The following is a 21034-nucleotide window of genomic DNA, read 5'->3' on the forward strand; positions in this document are numbered from 1 at the left end:
GTTTACAGTTTTTTATTGTTTTTATGGCGCTGAGCATCTCGCTCCGTCTTCTTAGCAAAGTTTCTTTCTACTGCCTTTTCAAGGTCCACGCCGGTTTGATTGGCTATGCAAATGAGCACAAATAGCACATCGGCCATTTCATCACCAAGATCAGCATCCTTCTCGTCACCCTTAAAAGATTGGTCGCCATACTGACGCGCCATTACCCGTGCGAGCTCACCCACCTCCTCAGTCAGCAAAGCCATGTTGGTAAGCTCGCTGAAATATCGCACGCCAAACTCTTTGATCCAATCGTCAACGAGTTTCTGATAATTCTGCAATGTTATCATTCCCTATTTTTTGTGTCTATCCATATTGTTACTGGACCATCGTTTACCAGATGAACCTGCATATGGGCACCAAATTTTCCTAAACCCACGCTCCTGCCAATTTTCTGTTCAAGCATTTCTACAAAAGTAAGATATATAGGTTCGGCCAATTCCGGTCGGGCGGCTTTTATGTATGACGGTCTATTTCCCTTCTTTGTAAGAGCATGCAGGGTAAACTGGCTAACCACAATTGCATCACCGCCAACATCCATTATTGATTTGTTCATCACACCATCACTGTCATCGAAGATGCGAAGGTTTGCAACTTTTGAGGAAAGCCACTCGCAATCATCATTCGTATCGGCCTCTTCCACGCCCAACAGAATCAGTATGCCTTCCTCTATTGAAGAAATTATCTCTCCATTAGCCGCCACCGAAGCCTCGCTCACTCTTTGTAATAATGCTCGCATAGCAAAACAGTTCAACTTACAAATTTAGTATTTTGACCCATATTTGCTCAAAATCAAAATAAAGGTCTTTAATAAGAACAATTTGGGTGTTTGTTATAGGAGGGATTTGATTTTCGCGCACAGTGTAACATTGACACGGAAATGCTCTTAAGCACCTCATTGAATGAGTATTTAGAAAACAATCGCGGTGATTATCGAACAGCAGTTTATTAAGCGAAAAGGGTAAAATGGGTTGCTCTCTGTGGCCATTGAAAATCAGGGGAACCAATCTCCATGAGAATTGAAGGATCGACTACAATACTTATTGAAGGGAATATAGCAACAGCGGTAGGTGGCCGGCAGGTAAGTACTCTAAACCTAAGAAAAGCGGATTGTAAAAAAAGTGGATTGCTGGGAATAAAAAATATTACCCACAACATATACACACGAGGAGAAACGTTTCAACTTCCATAGCAGCATAAATCAAAGGATTAAAAAACGGCGTTCAAGGTATCGAACGCCGTTAATATTACTCAAAAAGGAAGTCAAGATCGTCCTCGGCAGTAACCTCCCTTGAAATTTTTCCACGCTTAAATACGCGCATTGTTTTGTCGCCCAATAGATGTATTCCGGCATCTTCTATCCTTAGCATAGATCCTTCACGGAGCCCAACCACATAGATGTCTGGATCCATTTCAAGAAACTCCATTATTCGCTCTTCCCGAGTTTCGCCTGCATGTCCTGCCGGGTTGGCATCGATATAATGCGGATTCAGTTGAAAACGAATAAGGTTAAACGCGCTAAGGCTGTCCGGTTCTACAATAGGCATATCGTTGGTGGTGCATATAGTTGGACATGCAACATTTGAACCGGCACTCCAGCCAACATACGGTGTTCCATCCAGAACGCGAAAACGAACCGCATCAATTAAGTCGTGCTGTTGAATAACCTTGAGCAATTTAAACGTGTTTCCACCACCCACAACAATTGCCTCTGCTTCGTTCACCGATTTTTTATAGTTCTTTGAGCGATGCAATGACTCAACCTCAATTCCAATTTCCGCAAAACGCTGCTGAACCTTACTTTCATACTCGTCATAAGAAAATGTTACCGCAGCGAAGGGGAAAAAGAGGACCTTCTTAATTTTGCCACCAAAAAAGTTGTCGATAACGGGCATCGGATATTTCAAATATGGCTGACCAGCCATGGTTGAATTGCTAATAAGTAAGAGTTTCATTTTTAAAATTCTTCGTGAAATATTTCATTTTGCTCAAATGTAATTAGAAAAATTATTACAATTGGACTCCAAACACCAAAATATCATCAACCTGCTCGTTGTCAGACTTCCATGAATCTAAGGTTTCTCCAAGTAGCCGTTTCTGCACATCCATTGGTTCCTTGTGGATTGAAAGCAAGGTTTTTCTAAAGAGTGAGCGTTTAAATTTTTGCCCATCAAGGCCACCAAATTGGTCAACATACCCATCTGAAAAAAGATAAACTAAGTCACCCTTGGTCAGTTGAATCACATGATTTGTAAACAATCGAGATTCAAACTTACCGGCATGTCCTATGGGCATTAAATCGGCAGCATATTCTACCAACTCACCTTGGTGGATGAGATAAAGAGGATTGTGGGCTCCGGAGAACTGTAGCGTTGAATCACTGGTATTAAACACACATAAGGCAATATCCATTCCGTCGTGCGGTTCATTCATACTGCCCTTTTGATGAAGAGCCTGTTTTACATCCAACCGGAGCTTATCGAGTATTTGCGAAGGAGTTAAATTCGGACCTTCGGAAACAATTTGGTTGAGTATGGTAAATCCCAGCATGCTCATGAAGGCACCCGGAACGCCATGACCAGTGCAATCAACTGCGGCAAAATAAATTCTATTCTTGTTCACTGAGAACCAGTAAAAATCGCCACTTACAATATCGCGTGGTTTAAAAAAGATAAAGTGGTTTGGGAAATGTTGCCTTATTAATTCGGTTGGAGGTAGAACTGCTGATTGAATCTTACTAGCGTAAGTAATGCTTTCGGTAATTTTTCGCTGCTCACGCAACAGTGCATTAAAAAGCCTCCTCTTCTTTTGGTTTTCAGTTATAAGCAAAACCGAAAGAATGGCAAATCCAAGTAAGGTAACGCCACCATAAAGTAGCATGCGCTTTTGATTTTGAATCTGAATTTGCTGTTTCAACAACTCCTGCTCCTTCTTAACCGACTCATACTTCGTTTGTATTTCTGCAATCTGTTTTTGTGTCTCCGTCCCGCTTATGGAGTCCTTCATCGCCGTATATGATTTGTAGGCATCAAGCGCGAGTGAATAATTCTTGGTCTTAAGATAAAGCGTTGATAGCGATTCATAAATCACTTCCTGGGATTCGCTTTGACCAATTTGAATGGCGAGAGAGAGAGCTTCCTTCATCGATTTCTCGGCTTGCGGGTATCTCCCCAATCCCATATAATCGAGTCCAAGATTATTTTCTGAATATATCATTCGCTCCTTCATACCTAACTCCTTAAACAATTGGTAAGAGGAGAGATGTTTTGCAAGTGCGAGCTTAAAATCGCCCAGCTTATATAAGATGCTTCCAATATTGTCATCAAGGATTGCAACCCCAAATCGGCTTCCCAAAGAATCGTATATGTGGCGTGCAAACTGGTAGTGGTAAAGCGCCTTTGGCAAATTCCCCATTTCAGAATAAGCGCCACCAATGTTATTTTCGGCTCCAGCCAAATAGAGCTTATTAGGACTTTTGCGCGCAAAATCAGCATACTTTAAAAAGTATGCTATGGCAAGCTTAAAGTTGTTTTGGAAATAGTATATCTGCCCAATGTTGTTGTTGGCCATACCAATTCCCTTCGGATAAGCAGCTTTTGTATATTCATCTAACGCAGCAATAAAGTTGGAGAGCGCTATATCGTAATTACCCATAGATTTATAGACCAATCCTAAATCATTATTAACATCGGCCAATTCTCTAGCATTGGTTTCTGGGTTTAAGACCGATAATGCCTGCTTGTAGCTATCTATCGCCTTCTGAAAATCACCCTTGTAAAAATGGAAATATCCAATCTTATGGTTGGCCAAGCCAATTAACTTTGCGTCATCCATTTCCGTAGCAAGGTCAAGTGCTTGGTGCACGTATTGCATTCCAACACCGCCGCTATCCCTGTAGATTTGAGACAATTCAAAAAGAGCACTTATCTTGGTAGTGTCAGGAATATTGCCTGATAATAATTTTTTTAGGCTGTCGGTTTGAGCAATCAGATTAGCGAAAACGAACAGAGTAGAGCATAGGAGTATAAACTTTTTCATATTGGTAGGTTAACATCCCCCAATATACAAAATAGCAAAAACAAAAGCTGGGTTTCTCCCGTGAGAACACCCAGCTTTTAGTAAGCGTATATTGTTAATTATTAAAACCCTAGAAGCACAAGGCCGATGTTGAATGGGTATACCTCCGGGCCCTTGTCATTTTCAAATAAAGCAACGGGATAGTAAGTAGCATAAAGGTTGATAAATTTATATCCTATCCTAGCATGAAATCCGTACCGAAGCGTTGCTAAATTGTAGTCATTTCTATTCTTATCTTTTTGCTTTTGGCCACCAGCTTGGTAAACAACCTTTGTATGCGAGCCCAACTTAACTCCGCCTATTACACCCCCCGAAATGTAAAACCTATCTTTCCCAGAAGGAACCTGAAACTCTAGTAAAAGAGGAATATTGAGATAGGTCGAGGTGAGTTTCGACTTAGTTAGATTTACGCCACCATTAATGTAGCTACTGTCGGCAACCGTAACACCAGCATCATTTTTCATAAGGCTAATGTTGTTGCTTAGACGAAAATTATTCACTTCCAACCCCATCCCTGTAACAATTCCCATATGCTGGTGAGCAAAAGGAACTGCATACTCTAAAAAGTTAAGATTGAAGTTTATGGATTTACCAGAATTTAGATCCATAATTGCATCATCGCCTTTTAAACTCATGGACTTACTGCTTGATAGGAGACCGTTTAATCCCAGCTCCACACCTGCCCAATGCGGTTCAAAGCCTTTGTTGTGCCTCCGATTCCAAAACTCATTATCCCAGTCAACGTTTTTATCCTTATCCTTACCAATGGTCGTGATCTCAACGGAGGTGTTGTTTCCTTTATCGATCACGGTGAGCACTTTTTTACCAAACTTAATTTTGGTGGTATCCGACTTGCTGGATATGGTTGCAATGTTGGTGGATAAATCCAATGTGTCATGCTTGTTTTGCGGAACAAAAAGTGTGGTGTCCCTGCCCTCCAGCCTATTTAAGGTTGCTTGTGGATTATCTTGTGCAACAACACATGTAGTAACTGCAACTAAGCTGATTATTAAAGTAACGATTTTTGTTGTCATAGCAATTAGTTTTAATTGTTCTGTATTTATCCGTGCGACGCACAACCACCATTAAAAGTTACAGAGTAAAAATTTTTCTTGCCTCTCAAGTGAATTTATAGCTAGAGAAAAAGCTAATAGACGAAGCTATAAAGTTTTTGAAATAGCGAGTAACTTTGTATCAATGCTGATTTTTTTGAGATTACCTTCTGCATCATATTGCTTATCGACTTTTACAGGGAATCCAAAAATTCGAGCAATTCCGCTAATACTTGCTTGAGCATACTCCCATGCACGTGCTTTCCCTACCGCCTTTTTAACCTGCTTCTGATCAATCCCCGCGGCATTCGAAACCTTCTCTGCGAGGAATTCTCCAACGGTTTGGTAATTAGCAGGAGTTGATTTAACCTCTATCGGACGAATTTTTATTACCCTAGGGGTTGTAGCCAGAAGGCTTGGATTATTAATCACCACCTTGGGAGTTATTGGACTAAGTTCGGCAACCTCGATGTCGGACCTTACAACCGCCTTCCTTTCAAGGTTAGGTTGAGATGCTTCCGCCATTTTCAATCCATTCGCACGCGTTGAACGAATCTTCAAAGCGCCAGATTGAGAACGATTACTGGCGAAACGATTGTCCACATGAACTTCTGTAGAACTAGACTTTGACGACAATTTTATAGCCAAGTTCTGCTCAATAGGAGCTGAGGCACTAGCAATAACTCTCTGCTGTTGATGATCTCTCCAAACAGGAATAGTAAAAATTAATAACACTGCAGCAACGGAAGCCGCAGCATAATACCAACGGAGGTGCTGATTACCAACAATATCGAAACGTTTTAATGATTTCTTATAGGGATAGGAAATGTTCTCAGGTAAAAGCTTGACCCTTTCGAACAGAGCCGCTTCAGTAGAAAGCTCACCCGGTTTCTCACATATCCTTTTAAGTTCAGATAATTCAGAATTTGATGCATCGCCTTCGAGACGCGCAACACAAAGCCAGGAAAACTCATCAAACTCTTCACCCACAAAAACGACCTTTTTCAACCGCACTTTTTCAGTAAAAACATCTTTCCCTTGCGAAAGTATTGGCATGTCAACATTACTCATCGAGAGGTATTCATCTAGTAGATCATGATTCTCCTCCATAAAGGCCAATAGTTCATCGGCTTCCCTTTCGGAGAGCCGTCCCTCCGAAAAGTCAATCAACGTTGTTCTGTAGTTATGTCGATTAATGTTAGCCATAGCAACTATATTACCATCTCCAAACTTCCAATGTATGTTTTAAGAAAAACCCTTGCTCTGTAAATATAAACCTTTACCTGTGATTCGTTTAGTCCAGTTATCTCACCTATCTCTTCATATGAGTAGCCCTCATAGTCCCGCAGCAAAATTACGTTGCGCTGAATTTCTGGTAGCTGTTGAACTGCTCTGTGAAGCAGCTCGTTAATGTCAGAGTAATGTTCGCTATGTGACATATCTTCCGAAGGAGCCGCCTCCATTCCAACGAGCCGCTTCTCCTTTCGAATTAAGTCAATCATTGTGTGGTAGGCAATGCTAAAAAGATATGGTTTTGATTTCTCAAAGGAAACCTCACCCACTTTAACCCACAATTTTTCAAAGGAATCCTGTACAACGTCTTTCGCCTTATCTTCATCCTTAATGTTTTTAAGAATAAAGCGATAAACATTATCAGCATATAGGTCCACGCAAAGGTTGTACTCCTTAGTATTCATCTTTTAGCAAATCATGGTTAGGACGCATAACTTTTCGAAAAGTTACAGCGAATTCTTACTATTCTCAACATGTTTTTAAAATCGCCTATAAAGCAGAGGTCTGTTGATCTATGACCATATATAAAAACTAATTAGAAATGAATTGGATGCACCAGAAATCTACAAAAAAGTTAATTTTACCCCAAAACTCAATAAAACCAATGACATGAAAAGAATTTCGAGCCTATTAATTCTGGCTGTGGTGGTAGCATCGTGCAACAAAGCACCTCAACCTGCAACTGTAAGCACATGCGATACAACACAGAACAACTTACTTTTACCGGTGGTTTGGTATCAGGCCTCAGCAGAAATGGAGGCGCTTTACATTCAAGGCTTCAATATTGCCAAAATGCAGCTGGCTGAGATCGTAAAAAAAGAAAAAGGCAAGCTCGCCGTTGTGGTAGACATTGACGAAACCATGCTTAACAATAGCCCACTTGAGGCCGAATTTATCAAGCAAAACAAAGGGTATAGCAAAGCTTTTTGGAACGAATGGACATCGAAGGCTTCAGCGAAAGCAACTCCCGGGTCGGTTGAATTTGCAAATTATGCCAAGAGTAAGGGCGTTGAAATATTTTACATCTCCAACCGCGACAGCTCCGAACTTGGCGTAACCATTGCCAATCTAAAAAGCGTTGGATTTCCTTATGCTGATTCCCTACACTGCCTGTTCAAAACAAACACCAGCGATAAGGAATCCCGTCGCCAAAAAGTTGCTCATACCCACAAAATTATTCTACTTATCGGCGACAACCTTGGCGACTTTGCTGAAGTATTCGACCTCAGGCGTGGAAATTTTGGAAAGGAAGACGTTGACAGCCTAAAAGCCTTGTTTGGCAGTCGGTATATCATTCTTCCTAACCCAATGTATGGCGACTGGGACAGAGCCCTCGCCCGTGGAAAGAAACTTACTACTTGCGAAAAAGACAGCGCAAGACGAAGCGTTCTTAAAGGTTTTTAAAGGTTCCTCTTTCGATTAAGAAAGGCCTCCAGTGCGAGGCCTTTTTTAGTTTCGCAAGATGGTATCGAGCTCGGCAACCAAATGTGATAATCGAATTGGCTTAGTAAACAATCCATCGAAGCCAGAACGGCTAATTTTTTCGCGCTCCTCCTCATCGGCAAAGGCAGTTTGGCAAAATACGGGGATGTTGCTATTCATCGACTTAATTTGATGCGTGGCCTGGTAGCCATCCATCGTCGGCATCCTAAGGTCCATAAGGATGACGTCAATCCCTGGATTCTTTCTAAAAGCATCGACTGCCTCCACCCCATTTTTTGCCCACAGCACTCTTGCTCTGGAATCTTTAAACGCGGCTCGCAGCAAATAAAAATTCTCCTCCAAATCGTCAACAACCAAAATCTGCTTGCCCGTCCACACAGGTGGTTTGTTGATTGCTAGATGCTTCTCTGTTGTAAATTTTGCATCCACAAACACAAGCGGGATGGTGAAGTAAAAGGATGTTCCACTGCCGAGAGCCGACTGAAACCATACTTCTCCATTCAGCTGCTTTATCATTTTCTTACAAAGAGGTAGTCCAATGCCAAGGCCACCGCTCTCGTTTGACGGGGAAGCGCCAGGTGTAAATGGGTGAAAAAGGTGAGATTGCTTCTCGTCAGATATGCCAACGCCAGAATCAACCACATAAAAAAGAAGATTATAGGGATCTTTTAGCGTATATCCAAACTCCACAAATCCATTGGTGGTAAATCTTAGGGCGTTGGTAAGCAAATTCTCTAGGATGTGCCTAAGTCGGTATCCATCGGTAAGAATATTCATTTCTGAATCGGCCAACTCCTGCTTAATAGAAAGTTTAACGCTGTTAGATACCAAGCCCTGCTCAAATAAATCTGCGTAAACATTTTCCATAATTTCGTTAAGCCTACAAGGAGCGTTAACAACCTTAAACTGCCCTGTTTCCAACTTGGAAAGATCGATGGTATTTTCAATAGTACGCAAAAGATGGCTACTGTTTTGGTTGATTATCGAAAGGAAACGCTCTCGGTCATCCTGGCTCAAGTCAGGCGAGGCAAGCAGGGTGTTAAACCCAACAATGGCATTCAGGGGAGTACGAATCTCGTGTGAGATATTGGCCAGAAAAGCCATCTTAAGTCTGTCAGACTCTTCGGCTCGCTCCTTTGCTATCCGAAGCTCGTTCTCATATTCCTTCCTCAAAGATATGTCCTCTGAAATGATGAGAATATGCTGAATTATTCCGTTTCGATCTTTAACGGGTGAAATGCTGGCCGTAATCCAGATTTCTTTGCCATCCTTTTTGTATGAAATCATCTCTCCACGCCAGGTATTTCCAGCAAGAACAGTTGATAGAATTTTATCCACAAATTTTTGATCTTGGCCTGGAAAAAAGCAAGAAGAAAGGTTCATACCTCCTGATTCCGCGTCGGAAAATCCGGTGATTTCAGTAAATGCAGGATTTACCAACTCAACAATGCCATTTACATTAGCAAGCACCAGCGAAACTGGTGATGCATTAATTGCCTTAGAAAGGATGCGTAACATTCGCTCCGCCTCAACACGTGCTGTAATATCTACGCTTATTCCTCCTATTCGAATGCTTTCGTCAATACCTCGAAAAAGAAATTTTTGAGTATGAAAGCTGCGTTCATTTCCAAAACGATCTATAAGTTTTTCCTCAACAACCACTTTGCCATCACGCAACACCACCTCATCTTCAACTTGCCAACGTAACCGCACCTCCTCCGGTATCATGTCAGGTGACCGATTCCCATCCGCTAGTTCCCCAAAAGAATTATCCATCAGCTGATTTTGATAGATCATTTTCTGTTCTGGTGTTTTTATGAATACACCAACGGTAAGGTTATCTAAAAAAGCATCGTGGAGACGTTCTGTTTTAAGGAGAATTTCTTCGGCATTCATCCTTTCAGTAATGTCCTTGGTGTCTTCAATAATACCAAGAAATTCATCGCGTTCACCCAAGAATGGTACAAGTGTATGAATGCACCTTATTTTTTTACCTGACTTATGAAAGGAAACCTCGTCAAACTCGACCACGTTTTCACCCGCCAATATTTTTTCAATGGAGCAGTCGGCAGTATGGCAGAATCGACAAGGGAAAGTATCATAGCACTTTTTGCCCTCGACATCCTCCCTGTTTAGACCAAATATTTTACAATAAGCGTCGTTAACTCGAACAACATCATGGTTGGGATCAATAATCCGCAGTCCATTTGCCGTGGAGTTAAATATTTGTTTCAGCTCAGTATTGGCATCAATAATTTCCTTCGACCTACAGCTAACTTCTCGCTCCACGTTATTTTTTAAATCCTGAATAACTCCAAGGGGAAGACGAAACAACAACCTTAACAGGAAAAAGAGCAGGACTAGAAAAAATGAGGAAAAGCCAAACAACCACCACAAATATGCTCGGTAATCCTTGTTGACCGCGCTTGTATCGACAGCAAAAAAGATGGTGCAAATTTTTTGTCCACTATAGCTGTTCACGGTAAAAAATGGAAAAATAGAGTAATATCGATCACCCCAATATGCTATCTGATTAGCATTAACCCCATTACTTGTGAAGGATGAAAGGAAGAGAGAATCGCTTCCATAACCACGGAGATAACCCTTGTTACCATTATCAATGGGCATGAATCCTGATTCGCCTTTGTTTATTAATTTTTGAGGGAAGACGCTACAGAGTTTAAGATTCAGCGAATCGGTTAATTGTCGAACAAAGCCTTCGTCGCGAAGGCCAAGTCTTACAAATCCAGCCACCCGATTTCGATAAATAATAGGGCTTGAAATAAAATAGTAAAACCCCTTGGGGCCTAAACTATACCCGCTACAATTGGGGGGAGAACTTATGTCATTTAACCGCAGAATAATCCCACTATCAAGGGTTGTCTCAAGTGAATCGTTGAAGCCAACAACTAAATTACCAGCTGAATTATAGAAATCCAAGAATATCTCATCTTGGCCCTTTCTGTTCATCCAGCTAAAACTCGGCTGAACCGCCAAAAAAATCTTTGCCGTATTTTCCTCAGACAGTGCAGCAGCAATCGTTGAAGATTTAGCATAATCCTCCACCATTCGAGAATACTTGAAGGAAGAGAATTGCAGGACACCGCGCATCTCCGATTTTGCCCTGTCTGCCGTCTGATTAATTACCCACTGTCGGTACTGGTGTTTGGTTTTAACCCCGTTAACAACAAAAACTGCAACCAATAAGGCAAAAAAAATCATTACCATTAAGGTTGCCTTTCGTTCAAACGAACGGTCAACCTTAAAAAAAATTCTTTTCAAAGCTGATGGGTGATAGTGAAACAAAAAAATGTTGGTACAATATCGCAGCTAATCTGCAATTATGCAACAATAACCCGATCCATCTTTACATCAAACTCATCAACTGGAACATTATCAACAAGCTGCTCCAAAAAACAAACACCAACCTTAAAAAATCCAGAAGTACGAAGCAGCTTATCATAAAATGCCTTACCTCTGCCAAGTCTGTTGTTCTCACAGTCGAAAGCCAAACCGGGAATAATTGCAAAGTCAATTTCATCTGGCGAAACAAGTGGACCTTGATGCGGCTCCATGATTCCAAAACTACCACTCTTTTGAAGCCTTCCATCAGGAAAATATTCTCTAAGGTCAAGTGTGTCTCCATTAACTACTGGCAAAACAATTCTCTTTTTCGCGATCCACGATTGAAGGAAAGATAGCGTTTGAACCTCGTCAGGAAGTGCCATATAGGCCAATATTGTATTCGCCTCCTGAAACTCAGTCATCAACTCTAATTGCCGATGAATGGCTGTCGATTTTTCAGCAATCTGAAGTGGAGTCATCGCTCTCTTTATTGTTTTAATCTCCCGCCGAAGAAGATCCTTTTTCCTAGTGATACTATTGTTGTCCATCTACATTTCTAGTTAATGGTTATTCCAAAAAACAGGCTGAAAAATGGCTCGTTACTCTTAGTGTTGCCTAGCCTAAATTGGGTGGAAAGTGGGAATGCATTCCTAAACAAGTGGTAATCAAACCCAATATCAACACCAAACGACTGGTATATTGGATTAAGCGTAACAAGGCTCTTTTGAACATTATCGTAAACATCGTAAGAATTTTCCGCCCTATCGAAAAACGCATTTAATCGTACTCGCTGCAAGTATAAAAAGTTCGGTATTGCCCAATCGGGATAAGCAATTGGAAATGCGTAGTCGAGGGAGAATGTTCTCAGCTCCTTGCTTGGTTGCGCAGCATATCCGCGAGGAAAGGCGAGATTGGAACTAAAATAGTACCTTTTCAGGTACTGCTTCTGGATTCCCAATGAAAACATTAGCGAATGATTAACAGCAATACCCGGTAACATTTGTCGGAAAAGAATGGAGGCAATTGATCCAGTATTTTCGTTTTCAAAAGGGGTAGCACTGTATCGTATATCCACTATCTTTCCCCAGCGTGGGCGAATATCACGAGGTGCAGACTCCCATGAAGAATAGCAGTATAGACGAAAGCTTGTCGTTGTATAGTCTCGAGTATAGCTAGAATCGGTGCGGTTGTAAAAATAATCGTTTGTATGCCCAATGCTTATTGATGGAGTCATCCTACGCACAAACTTACCTCTAGAGAAGTTGAGCGGTAGCGATACAATACCATTAAGATCAAGCCTGTCAGCATTAATTATTGGAACTGTTTTCGCATTAGGATCTCGATAAAAAAGCGGTTGTGCACCATAGTCGGCAGAAATGCTGATTACGGGAAACCAGCCTTGGTAAATAAACCGCGCATGGTATTGTGATGAACCGTTTTGGAAGGAGTAGCCCAAAACTGAAAGACTCGTTGAAAGGATATTTTGAGACATTAGCGTAAAGCCTGGAGCAAACTCGGCGGTGGATGGTGTTAGCACGAGTGGATCATAGTAAAAAGGAGCCCAGCTATGAAAATTAAATAGATGCAGTCCCTTTCGGTACGGGTTGATAGAATAATTAGAAACCTTGGCTGTGTCGATTACTGCCGATTTCGAAAACTCACCAATGTGAGCCTCTAGAGGATCATGAAAGCCAAGTGCATCAGCTTGAATGGGAACTTTGTTGGAAAACAAACTATCTTGAATAATGGCAATACGATATCCGCTTGCAGTATATTTCGAAAAAACAACACCTCTTCCATCCATTGCAGCTGAGGGATATTGGGCACCGAACCGTGAATTGGTGATGCTAAAAAGCTGATGACTCACAGTGTCAATGGCAAAGAGATTGTTGACTGATCCGCTGTAGGAAGAAAAAACAACATATCCCTCTAAGAATTTTGGGGTTGCAATATCTGCCACCTCCGAGCTAAGCAACGTGGATACTGAATTGTTTGCAAAAGAAAAAACACATAACGATTTCCCCAGAGAATCAACTTTGGTAAACACAACTCGTGTGCGGGTCTCATCCCAACTCGGATTTTGCAATGCCACCCCAAGCGGAAAACCTACAGTTTTCGCGAGCGACATACTTTTCAAGTCATAAATAATCAACTTTTGTAAACCGTTTCGAGCCACACTCACAGCCACAAATTGCTGCGCTTTACTGTCGAGGGAAGGAGAAAAAAGTTGATCGGGGTAGTTAACAGAAACAAATTTATGGTTCTTAATCAGGAGCAAGTTGATGATTGATTTACCCTCCTCGCCCCACCTTACACTTGGCAGATAATCATCCCAGGCTACCATTCCTGAAGCAACGCTAAATGGATCAAACATGGAACCCGTTACAATAAGAGACTCCTCCTTACCTGAAGAAACATTAATGGTTACAAGCGATGGTGTTTCCCTTAATCCTGACTTATAGGCTACTACAGTTGAGTCATTTAAATAGCATGGGTAGTAGTAGCTTGTGTAAGATTTCTCCAAAGAAGGGACGGTAAATCCGTCCTGTGGTTTTATATTTCTGTCCTCGGCAACCCACACGGAGTCGAGAAACGAAAAAGTATTATGGAAAAGCTGCTGTCTAGAAACACCTGCATATTTTTTCAAACCAAAGTAAAACGGTGCAAGTGTATATGGATTTCGAGCAGTGTATCGCATCACATTAGGCCATACGGAATCGCCATATTTCATGTTAACGTACGAAACCAACTTATATCCAAACTCATAGTAATCTGGTATGTAATCGCGATATGAGCCCATCAACCATTTATCATAGGTAAAGGTTTTACCTGTAAGAAATGCTGCCCGATGCCCCTGTTCAAAGCTAGGTAGGCGACCTCGTCCCGATTTGGAAAACCGCGTTTCAGATACAACTGCATCTCCCTCGAGAAACCAACGCGGAGTAAACGATAATGACGCACCCCAAGCCTGTTCACCAAAAGGATAGGTAAGCATGTGCACCAATCCGTGATTTAATTCCTCCATCTGCACGGAGTGCTGAAATTCATGCGCTGCGAGCTGCTTCAACCAATCCTGTGGATAAATATCTTGTGGTGAAACAGAATAGAGTTCCATCCGTCGTGGTACAAGGGTTACAAAACCATTTGAATAAGGGTTCCAGGGATGAAAGAGTACAGTCAAAGGACGTCTAAAATGTACGCTGTCGGCAGTGGCAACAGCATCTACATAAACTGCAAATTTCAGCGCAAGCGGTTTATAACCTACTGGATAAATTATATGAAATCGATTATTTTTTGCCACAAGCCATTTTACTGATGCAGCATCCTGTCCAGAACTAAAGTATTGGGCAGTTAACGTGATTGGTAATAGTAGCAGAATAATAATTATCTGCAGCCGAAAATGTTGTCGCATGATGAGTGCCTAACCTCCTGCCTGCTTGGCTCGATAACCAGCAGCCTTGAGAATATCGAGTAACTTTTGGCGAAAATCACCCTGAATGAGAATTTCGCCATCCTTAACAGAACCACCAACACCGCATTTTGTTTTAAGCAACTTCCCCAGCTCCTTCAGTTCAGCATCTGAGCCAACAAAGCCCGTTATCAAGGTGACTTTTTTCCCTCCACGCTGCTTTTTATCCAGCAAAACGCGAAGATCTTGCTTGGACGGAGGAAGTGTTTCACTTTCTGGCAGAGAATTATCATCAAACTTATAATCAGGGTTGGTAGAATAAACAATATTCGGCCGATTCCTATTGTTTTTTTCGTTCATTTATAGCAAGTTGATTTAGGTAAGTGAGGATGCATAATTTTAGCTAAAATAGGAAGCCCAACAGAATTAATGAAAAAAAAACTCTAATTTCGCTAACTGGTATTAGAAATACTTTACAAATGAGACAATTTAAGCTCACAAACATTATTGTCGGGTGGATCGTTTTCGCCATTGCCGCAACAACCTACCTGCTAACCATTGAACCCACAGCCAGCTACTGGGACTGTTCTGAGTTCATAGCTACATCATTTAAACTTGAAGTTGGTCACCCACCGGGTGCTCCACTGTTTATGATTATGGGTAGAATTGCCTCCCTCTTTGCTTCAAATCCAGCCAAAGTTGCGGCATCAATCAACTCCCTCACCGCATTGGCAAGTGGATTCACCATTCTTTTTCTTTTCTGGTCGATCACTCATTTGGCAAAACGTCTATTGGTAAAAAAAGATGAGGAGCCAACCCTGTGGCAAATCATCTCGATAATGGGTGCTGGTGCGGTAGGGGCATTAGCCTATACTTACTCCGACACATTTTGGTTTTCAGCGGTGGAAGCGGAGGTTTATGGAACATCGTCGCTGTTCACGGCCATTGTGTTTTGGGCCATCCTGAAATGGGAAAACGAAGCAGATAAGCCAAGAGCTAACCGATGGATAATTTTTATTGCATACATGATGGGGCTTTCCATTGGGGTACACCTCTTGAGCCTACTAACCATTCCTGTAATTGTATTCGTTTACTACTTTAAGAAATTCAAGGTAACTCCGTGGGGATTTATTGGTGCTGGTGCTGTTGCTGTTGCTGCATTGGCGGTCGTTTTGAACGGCATTATTCCATGGCTGATCTCTTTTGCCTCTGGTTTCGATCTCTTTTTTGTAAACACCCTTGGGCTTCCCTTTAATTCTGGTGCTCTATTTTACGCACTTCTACTTATCAGTTTGCTCATTTGGAGTGTATACTACACGCACAAAAAAGGTAAGGTCATAGCCAACACCATTATGCTGGCTATTTCCGTGATCATTATTGGCTACTCCTCTTTTGCCATGGTGGTAATCCGATCCATTGCCAACCCGCCTCTCGATGAGAATAGCCCAGACAATGTTTTTGCACTGCTACACTATATAAATCGTGATCAATACGGTGCCCCGCCACTTGTTTACGGACAGTATTATAACGCTCCTGCGTTAGATTCCAAAGACATAACTAGCTATATTCCAGAAAACGGTAAGTATAAGAAGGCCTATCTTTCAACGAACTACACTTTCGATGACCGATTTTGTACTTTCTTCCCCAGAATGTATAGCCCTCAGAGTGACCATATTCAGGAGTATAAGTCGTGGGCAAACATACAGGGCAAACCTATAGATGTTACCTACAATGGTAAAACACAAACACTCTACTGCCCAACTTTTGGAGAAAATTTAAAGTTCTTTTTCAGGTACCAAGTAGGGTTCATGTATTTCCGCTACTTTATGTGGAATTTTGCTGGAAGACAAAATGATGTTCAGGGAACAGGAGAACCATACAACGGAAATTGGTTAAGTGGAATAAATGCCGTCGACGATTTTCGACTTGGTCCTCAGGAAAACCTTCCCGCTGGCATGAAAAACCCACAAACAAGGGCTGTATACTACTTACTGCCATTGCTGTTAGGCCTGCTGGGGGTATTCTATCAATATAACAAAAGCAAAAGAGATTTCTGGGTTGTACTTATGCTTTTTCTACTTACAGGTCTTGCAATTATTGTTTTCCTCAACCAATCTCCTCTTCAACCAAGAGAGCGAGACTATGCATACGCAGGTTCATTCTATGCTTTTGCCATTTGGATTGGACTCGGTATTCTCGCGCTTACAGAGGGGATTAAGCGGGTGATTAAACGGCCGGTAATTGCCGCTTCGTTGGCAACCATAATCGGTTTGTTAGCTGCTCCAACCTTGATGGCCAAAGAGAATTGGGTTTCGCACGATAGATCTAATCGCTATACTGCGAGAGATTTCGCATACGATTACCTAAATTCATGTGCACCTAATGCAATTCTATTTACCAATGGGGATAACGATACTTTCCCCCTGTGGTACGCTCAGGAGGTTGAGGGAATTAGAACTGATGTTCGCGTAGTAAACCTAAGTCTCCTTGGCACCGACTGGTATATCAGTCAAATGCAAAAACAGCTGTACAGCGCTAAACCTGTTCCGTTCACCCTGCCCTTTAATAAATACGTTCAAGGGGTTAATGAGCAGCTCCCCATTGTGGATAGGGGTATCAAGGGCTATAGTAATGTTGGCGATATTGTAAACTTTATTGCAAGCGACAACGCAGTGACAAAGGTGCAAACCATGGATGGCGAGTCATTGGACTACCTCCCTACACGCAACATTGCAATTCCCGTAGACAAGGAGAAAGTGTTGGAAAATGGAACTGTAAGACCCGAAATGGCGAGCCAGATTGATTCCGTTCTGACCTTCACCATTCCGACTTCAAAAAAATACATCAATAAGCCGGAAATGATGCTGCTCGATCTACTCGCTCACTTTGGCTGGGATCGACCAATATACTTTGTTTCTCCGGCAAGCGATGTGAACATTGGAATTCAGGATTACTTACAGCTCGATGGGTTTGCTTATCGTCTTGTTCCGATAAAAACCATCTCTGACCAGTACTACAATGTTGGCAGAATTGACGTGGATACGATGTATACAAGAATGATGAAAACATTCCACTATGGTGGATACGGAAATCCAAAAACCTTTCTTGACTATAACAATGTAAGGACGCTTCAGGTGGTGCATCTTAAGAAAAATTTCAGCCGGCTTGCTGATGCACTTTGCGCAGAAGGGAAATACGATTCAGCGAAAGTTGTAATGAATAAGTGTATGGAACTAACCCCAACAAGTCAGATACCATACGACCTATTTACGTTGGACAATATCCGCAGCCTCTATCTGGCAAAGGAAACAGAAAAGGCGAATAAGCTTGTTGAGGACTTATGCCAAACCACCTCGGACAACCTGGCCTACATCATGAACCTTACACCACGATTTAAGTCGATGTACGATACTCCAACTCAGCTCAACCTGTACTTGTGCACTGAAGCAATGAAGATTGCCAAAGAGAACCAACAAGCAGACCTATCAGCGAAATTAGAGAAGGATTTTCAAGCGCGATTCGCGCGGTTTATGCAGCAATAGAAAAAAAAGTCGGCAATTGCCGACTTTTTTTTGATCTAGATCAACCTTTCTTGGTAGAATTAGTTTAAATTTCGTAGTGATTTAGTTTGCATTAACCAAGCCAAAGAAATCGATATGGAAAATATTTTACTCCGGATTGTTGTTCCTTGGGACTTTACCCCTGTAGCCGAAAACGCATTGAAATATGCTATAGCTGCATGCAAAGAGAGGGATGCCTATAAGATTGACCTTATTCATGTGGTTTCGCCTGGAGGTCTTTTTGCTAAAGGAAAGCTAACAAAAAAAGAGGCCGAAGAGCGGCTGGTGCTAGATATTGAAAAAGTAACCAAAGAACACGGCATCAAGTTGAATTTCAAAGTTCTTGAAGGAACTATCTTTACAACCTTAACCGAATATGCCGACGAAACAAAGGCCGATTTCGTTTTTATGGGAACACATGGAATCAAGGGTGTTCAAAAGTTAACCGGCAGCTGGGCGCTTAAGGTCATTGCCGGGTCAAATGTTCCCTTCATTGTTGTTCAGGACGAGCCATCGAGCAGTCACCAACGGGTGTTTGAGCACATTGTCGTTCCGGTGGATTTCAAGCCAGAAAGTAAGGAGTTGATGATTAAGGCGGTAAAAACGGCGATCCATTTTGGATCAAAGATTCACCTTTTCAAGCAAAACTCAACCGATCAGGGTGTGCTTAAAAAGATTAACTCAAATATGCTTTTTGCAAAAAGCCAAGTGGAGGAATATCGCATACCATTTGAGCAGCATTTTGCTGCAAAAACAAGTGGCTTTGCCGATGATATTGTAAAGTTGGCACAGGATATTGAGGCTGATCTTATCTTGGTTATGACCACAAAGAATATCGATTTTAGCGACTACATTTTTGGTGCACAGGAGCAGTACATTATTGCCAATAATGCAAAGTTGCCAGTGATGTGCTTCAATCCAAGCATGGTAAGGTAAAGTTTTTCACCTTGGAAATATGCTCAAGAGAAAGGCTGCCGATTGGCAGCCTTTCTCTTTAAAAGACTATGTATTGCTACTTCTCAATACGCCCTAATTGATCATTAAATATTTTTTGTATTTCAACCAACCGTTCCACATTACAGTCAGCCTCAAAAATTCGAACTCCTTCAACAATACCTTTTTTCCGATGAAAAACGGCTAAAGCGGCATCAAAATTATTGTTTTGCATATTGTTCTTCACCATTCTATAAAGCAAAACAAACTCATCCATCGAAAGCACTCTCTGTAGTTCTATATATCGTTCGTTCACCTCATCGTGATCTTTGTAGATGCCGGGGGCCAACTCTTCTAATATAAAATACTTATGGATGGTGATGGTGGCCGATTCAGATATCCGCCGTGGTTTACGAAACGTAATTCCCTCCTCCACAAAAAGGTGCATTAACTCGGGGATCAGACTAAAGTTCTTTAAATACTTTATTCGAATACCAAAATAAATATCCGAATATATAATTAGCTGACAAGGAGTAGCATCATAGCTCTGTTTGAATTTTTCCTCAACCACTTGATTTTTTCGAATCAGTGTTTCCAGATCTATTTTATCCTTTGTAATAAAGAATAACGTCCGTGGTTTTTCAAAATCAGCGTCAAACTGGCTATGGTATCCAGGATAGGGATGGCTGTTTTCTAGGACCAGCCAATCGGAAACGTTCAGACTTTCAACATTTTCAATTTTAGTGAGAGTCCCTATAGTCTCAATGATTACACGTGTATCCATCTTTCAAAGTTTTTCAAAAGATACGAGAAGAAATGAAGCAAGTCAATAGCAAATCAAATTACCAGGCTTCTTTCATAGATTTTAACACCTCTAAAGCCAGAAGAGCATTCTGCTTTGCATCGCTACAAGGTTGAGAGATGCGAAAAACCATCGCATGGTTTCTTTTTTCCAAGCCATATCCATATGCCTTGTCATAATACTTTAACGTAACGCCAACTGCCCCATTAAGGTCGCCTGCATTCACAGCCGAAACCGCTTCGCTTACACTGTTGCCACCTAACCTTTTCGATAGTTTATTGATACACCCAATAAGTTCCTCTGGAGTAAAGCATCCATAAGCCTCCACAAGCCGTTCTGTCCTAATATCCACGGGTATATTGAGCACTATACTTGGTGCTGCGGTCATTTGCAGAAACAAAGAGTTAGGAATAAAAATAGTCCCGATGCTCACACTCTCATCCTCTAACCAAATTGGTCTACCGGGGTCGCAGGTGTAGAGTTGCTCAAAGAGCAGGTTCTCAAACATTTCTGTTGATGGCTGCACAGCTTGCCCAAGTGCGCCAAAAGCACTCCCCTTATGATTTGCTAAACCCTCAAGGTCTATCACCTGCTCACCCAAATCGCGAAGATGCTGCAAAACCTCTGTCTTACCACTACCGGTTGGGCCACTTAAGATAACAATCTTCCACTCTCTGGAAAAATATTCCTGACAAAGCCTTCTATAAGACTTATACCCACCGCGAAGAGTAGCAACATTAAAGCCAGCTGTTGCCAAAAGCCATGCCATGCTCGAACTTCGCATTCCTCCTCGCCAACAGTGAACCCAAACATCTCTTCCTTGGCTGTCTCTTCTCACCAGCCGAACAAATCGGGCAAGCTTTGGACCAACAAACTTTAAGCCAAGTTCAACAGCCTCCTGCTTTCCCCTTTTGGTATAGGTTGTTCCTACCAACGCCCGCTCCTCATCATCAAAAAGGGGGAGACTTAGCGCACCGGGTATGCAAGCACGAGAATACTCACCAGGGGACCTAACGTCAAAAATTGCTTTCCCTGAACGTTGCTTAATAAAATCATCAATGCTGATTGATGGTATTGCCAT

General features: G+C 41.8%; 16 protein-coding genes. 3 read left to right on the forward strand and 13 right to left on the reverse strand.

All coding sequences use genetic code 11. The features are described 5' to 3' along the window. Positions 1 to 2: 2 nt before the first annotated feature. The 7 genes from VMW01_12745 to VMW01_12775 all read right to left on the reverse strand — a co-directional run bounded on the left by VMW01_12745 (position 3) and on the right by VMW01_12775 (position 6865). On the reverse strand, positions 3 to 329 hold the full coding sequence (locus VMW01_12745) for a nucleotide pyrophosphohydrolase (GenBank protein HUW07119.1): 327 nt from the start codon (positions 327 to 329) through the stop codon (positions 3 to 5). Then, entirely contained in the window at positions 326 to 778 is a 453-nt protein-coding gene (gene dtd / locus VMW01_12750; protein ID HUW07120.1) for a D-aminoacyl-tRNA deacylase, read from the reverse strand. The genes VMW01_12745 and dtd overlap by 4 nt, the downstream gene beginning before the upstream one ends. 508 nt (positions 779 to 1286) lie before the next feature. Next, positions 1287 to 1994, reverse strand: coding sequence for a dipeptidase PepE (gene pepE, locus VMW01_12755; GenBank protein HUW07121.1), 708 nt, complete (start codon positions 1992 to 1994; stop codon positions 1287 to 1289). Positions 1995 to 2049: 55 nt separating this feature from the next. Further along, the gene (locus VMW01_12760; protein ID HUW07122.1) at positions 2050 to 4077 is read right to left on the reverse strand and encodes a tetratricopeptide repeat protein; all 2028 of its coding nucleotides are present in this window, start codon (positions 4075 to 4077) and stop codon (positions 2050 to 2052) included. Between the two features lie 101 nt (positions 4078 to 4178). Next, positions 4179 to 5150, reverse strand: coding sequence for an outer membrane beta-barrel protein (locus VMW01_12765; GenBank protein HUW07123.1), 972 nt, complete (start codon positions 5148 to 5150; stop codon positions 4179 to 4181). Between the two features lie 126 nt (positions 5151 to 5276). Beyond that, complete coding sequence (locus VMW01_12770; GenBank protein ID HUW07124.1) at positions 5277 to 6374, reverse strand: hypothetical protein; 1098 nt, start codon at positions 6372 to 6374, stop codon at positions 5277 to 5279. Positions 6375 to 6379: 5 nt separating this feature from the next. Next, positions 6380 to 6865, reverse strand: coding sequence for an RNA polymerase sigma factor (locus tag VMW01_12775; protein ID HUW07125.1), 486 nt, complete (start codon positions 6863 to 6865; stop codon positions 6380 to 6382). A 205-nt stretch (positions 6866 to 7070) separates the two neighbouring features. Here VMW01_12775 and VMW01_12780 point away from each other — a divergent pair, with 205 nt between their 5' ends. Further along, positions 7071 to 7865 carry a 5'-nucleotidase, lipoprotein e(P4) family gene (locus VMW01_12780; protein HUW07126.1) on the forward strand — a complete coding sequence of 265 codons (795 nt, stop codon included), beginning with the start codon at positions 7071 to 7073 and terminating at the stop codon, positions 7863 to 7865. Between the two features lie 45 nt (positions 7866 to 7910). On the opposite strand, the gene VMW01_12785 is transcribed toward VMW01_12780, so the two are convergent. From VMW01_12785 to VMW01_12800, 4 genes are read right to left on the reverse strand one after another with little or no spacing between them, the layout of a single operon-like run. After that, positions 7911 to 11186, reverse strand: a complete 3276-nt coding sequence (locus tag VMW01_12785) for a PAS domain S-box protein (protein ID HUW07127.1) — start codon at positions 11184 to 11186, stop codon at positions 7911 to 7913. 59 nt (positions 11187 to 11245) lie between these two features. Then, a complete protein-coding gene (locus VMW01_12790) occupies positions 11246 to 11797 on the reverse strand; it encodes a 5-formyltetrahydrofolate cyclo-ligase (protein HUW07128.1) in 552 nt (183 codons plus the stop codon). Positions 11798 to 11805: 8 nt separating this feature from the next. Continuing rightward, entirely contained in the window at positions 11806 to 14661 is a 2856-nt protein-coding gene (locus VMW01_12795) for a hypothetical protein (protein HUW07129.1), read from the reverse strand. A gap of 9 nt (positions 14662 to 14670) precedes the next feature. Next, a complete protein-coding gene (locus VMW01_12800; protein HUW07130.1) occupies positions 14671 to 15018 on the reverse strand; it encodes a translation initiation factor in 348 nt (115 codons plus the stop codon). A gap of 119 nt (positions 15019 to 15137) precedes the next feature. Between VMW01_12800 and VMW01_12805 the strand changes: the two genes are divergently transcribed. Both VMW01_12805 and VMW01_12810 read left to right on the forward strand, forming a co-directional pair. Next, positions 15138 to 18200 carry a DUF2723 domain-containing protein gene (locus tag VMW01_12805; protein ID HUW07131.1) on the forward strand — a complete coding sequence of 1021 codons (3063 nt, stop codon included), beginning with the start codon at positions 15138 to 15140 and terminating at the stop codon, positions 18198 to 18200. Between the two features lie 114 nt (positions 18201 to 18314). Continuing rightward, a complete protein-coding gene (locus tag VMW01_12810; GenBank protein ID HUW07132.1) occupies positions 18315 to 19154 on the forward strand; it encodes a universal stress protein in 840 nt (279 codons plus the stop codon). 76 nt (positions 19155 to 19230) lie between these two features. On the opposite strand, the gene VMW01_12815 is transcribed toward VMW01_12810, so the two are convergent. Then, a complete protein-coding gene (locus tag VMW01_12815; GenBank protein ID HUW07133.1) occupies positions 19231 to 19935 on the reverse strand; it encodes a hypothetical protein in 705 nt (234 codons plus the stop codon). A gap of 58 nt (positions 19936 to 19993) precedes the next feature. After that, a complete protein-coding gene (gene mnmH, locus VMW01_12820) occupies positions 19994 to 21034 on the reverse strand; it encodes a tRNA 2-selenouridine(34) synthase MnmH (protein ID HUW07134.1) in 1041 nt (346 codons plus the stop codon).

It is taken from the genome of Williamwhitmania sp., from assembly GCA_035529935.1.
Taxonomy (GTDB): domain Bacteria; phylum Bacteroidota; class Bacteroidia; order Bacteroidales; family Williamwhitmaniaceae; genus Williamwhitmania.

Bases quoted from the DNA above. Each gene is read 5' to 3' on its own strand.
- VMW01_12800 (HUW07130.1), bottom strand. From the start codon at position 15,018: ATGAACGAAAAAAACAATAGGAATCGGCCGAATATTGTTTATTCTACC.
- mnmH (HUW07134.1), bottom strand. From the start codon at position 21,034: ATGGCAATACCATCAATCAGCATTGATGATTTTATTAAGCAACGTTCA.
- VMW01_12790 (HUW07128.1), bottom strand. From the start codon at position 11,797: ATGGACAACAATAGTATCACTAGGAAAAAGGATCTTCTTCGGCGGGAG.
- VMW01_12775 (HUW07125.1), bottom strand. From the start codon at position 6,865: ATGAATACTAAGGAGTACAACCTTTGCGTGGACCTATATGCTGATAAT.
- VMW01_12760 (HUW07122.1), bottom strand. From the start codon at position 4,077: ATGAAAAAGTTTATACTCCTATGCTCTACTCTGTTCGTTTTCGCTAAT.
- VMW01_12805 (HUW07131.1), top strand. From the start codon at position 15,138: ATGAGACAATTTAAGCTCACAAACATTATTGTCGGGTGGATCGTTTTC.
- VMW01_12765 (HUW07123.1), bottom strand. From the start codon at position 5,150: ATGACAACAAAAATCGTTACTTTAATAATCAGCTTAGTTGCAGTTACT.
- VMW01_12745 (HUW07119.1), bottom strand. From the start codon at position 329: ATGATAACATTGCAGAATTATCAGAAACTCGTTGACGATTGGATCAAA.
- VMW01_12780 (HUW07126.1), top strand. From the start codon at position 7,071: ATGAAAAGAATTTCGAGCCTATTAATTCTGGCTGTGGTGGTAGCATCG.
- dtd (HUW07120.1), bottom strand. From the start codon at position 778: ATGCGAGCATTATTACAAAGAGTGAGCGAGGCTTCGGTGGCGGCTAAT.
- pepE (HUW07121.1), bottom strand. From the start codon at position 1,994: ATGAAACTCTTACTTATTAGCAATTCAACCATGGCTGGTCAGCCATAT.
- VMW01_12795 (HUW07129.1), bottom strand. From the start codon at position 14,661: ATGCGACAACATTTTCGGCTGCAGATAATTATTATTCTGCTACTATTA.
- VMW01_12810 (HUW07132.1), top strand. From the start codon at position 18,315: ATGGAAAATATTTTACTCCGGATTGTTGTTCCTTGGGACTTTACCCCT.
- VMW01_12770 (HUW07124.1), bottom strand. From the start codon at position 6,374: ATGGCTAACATTAATCGACATAACTACAGAACAACGTTGATTGACTTT.
- VMW01_12815 (HUW07133.1), bottom strand. From the start codon at position 19,935: ATGGATACACGTGTAATCATTGAGACTATAGGGACTCTCACTAAAATT.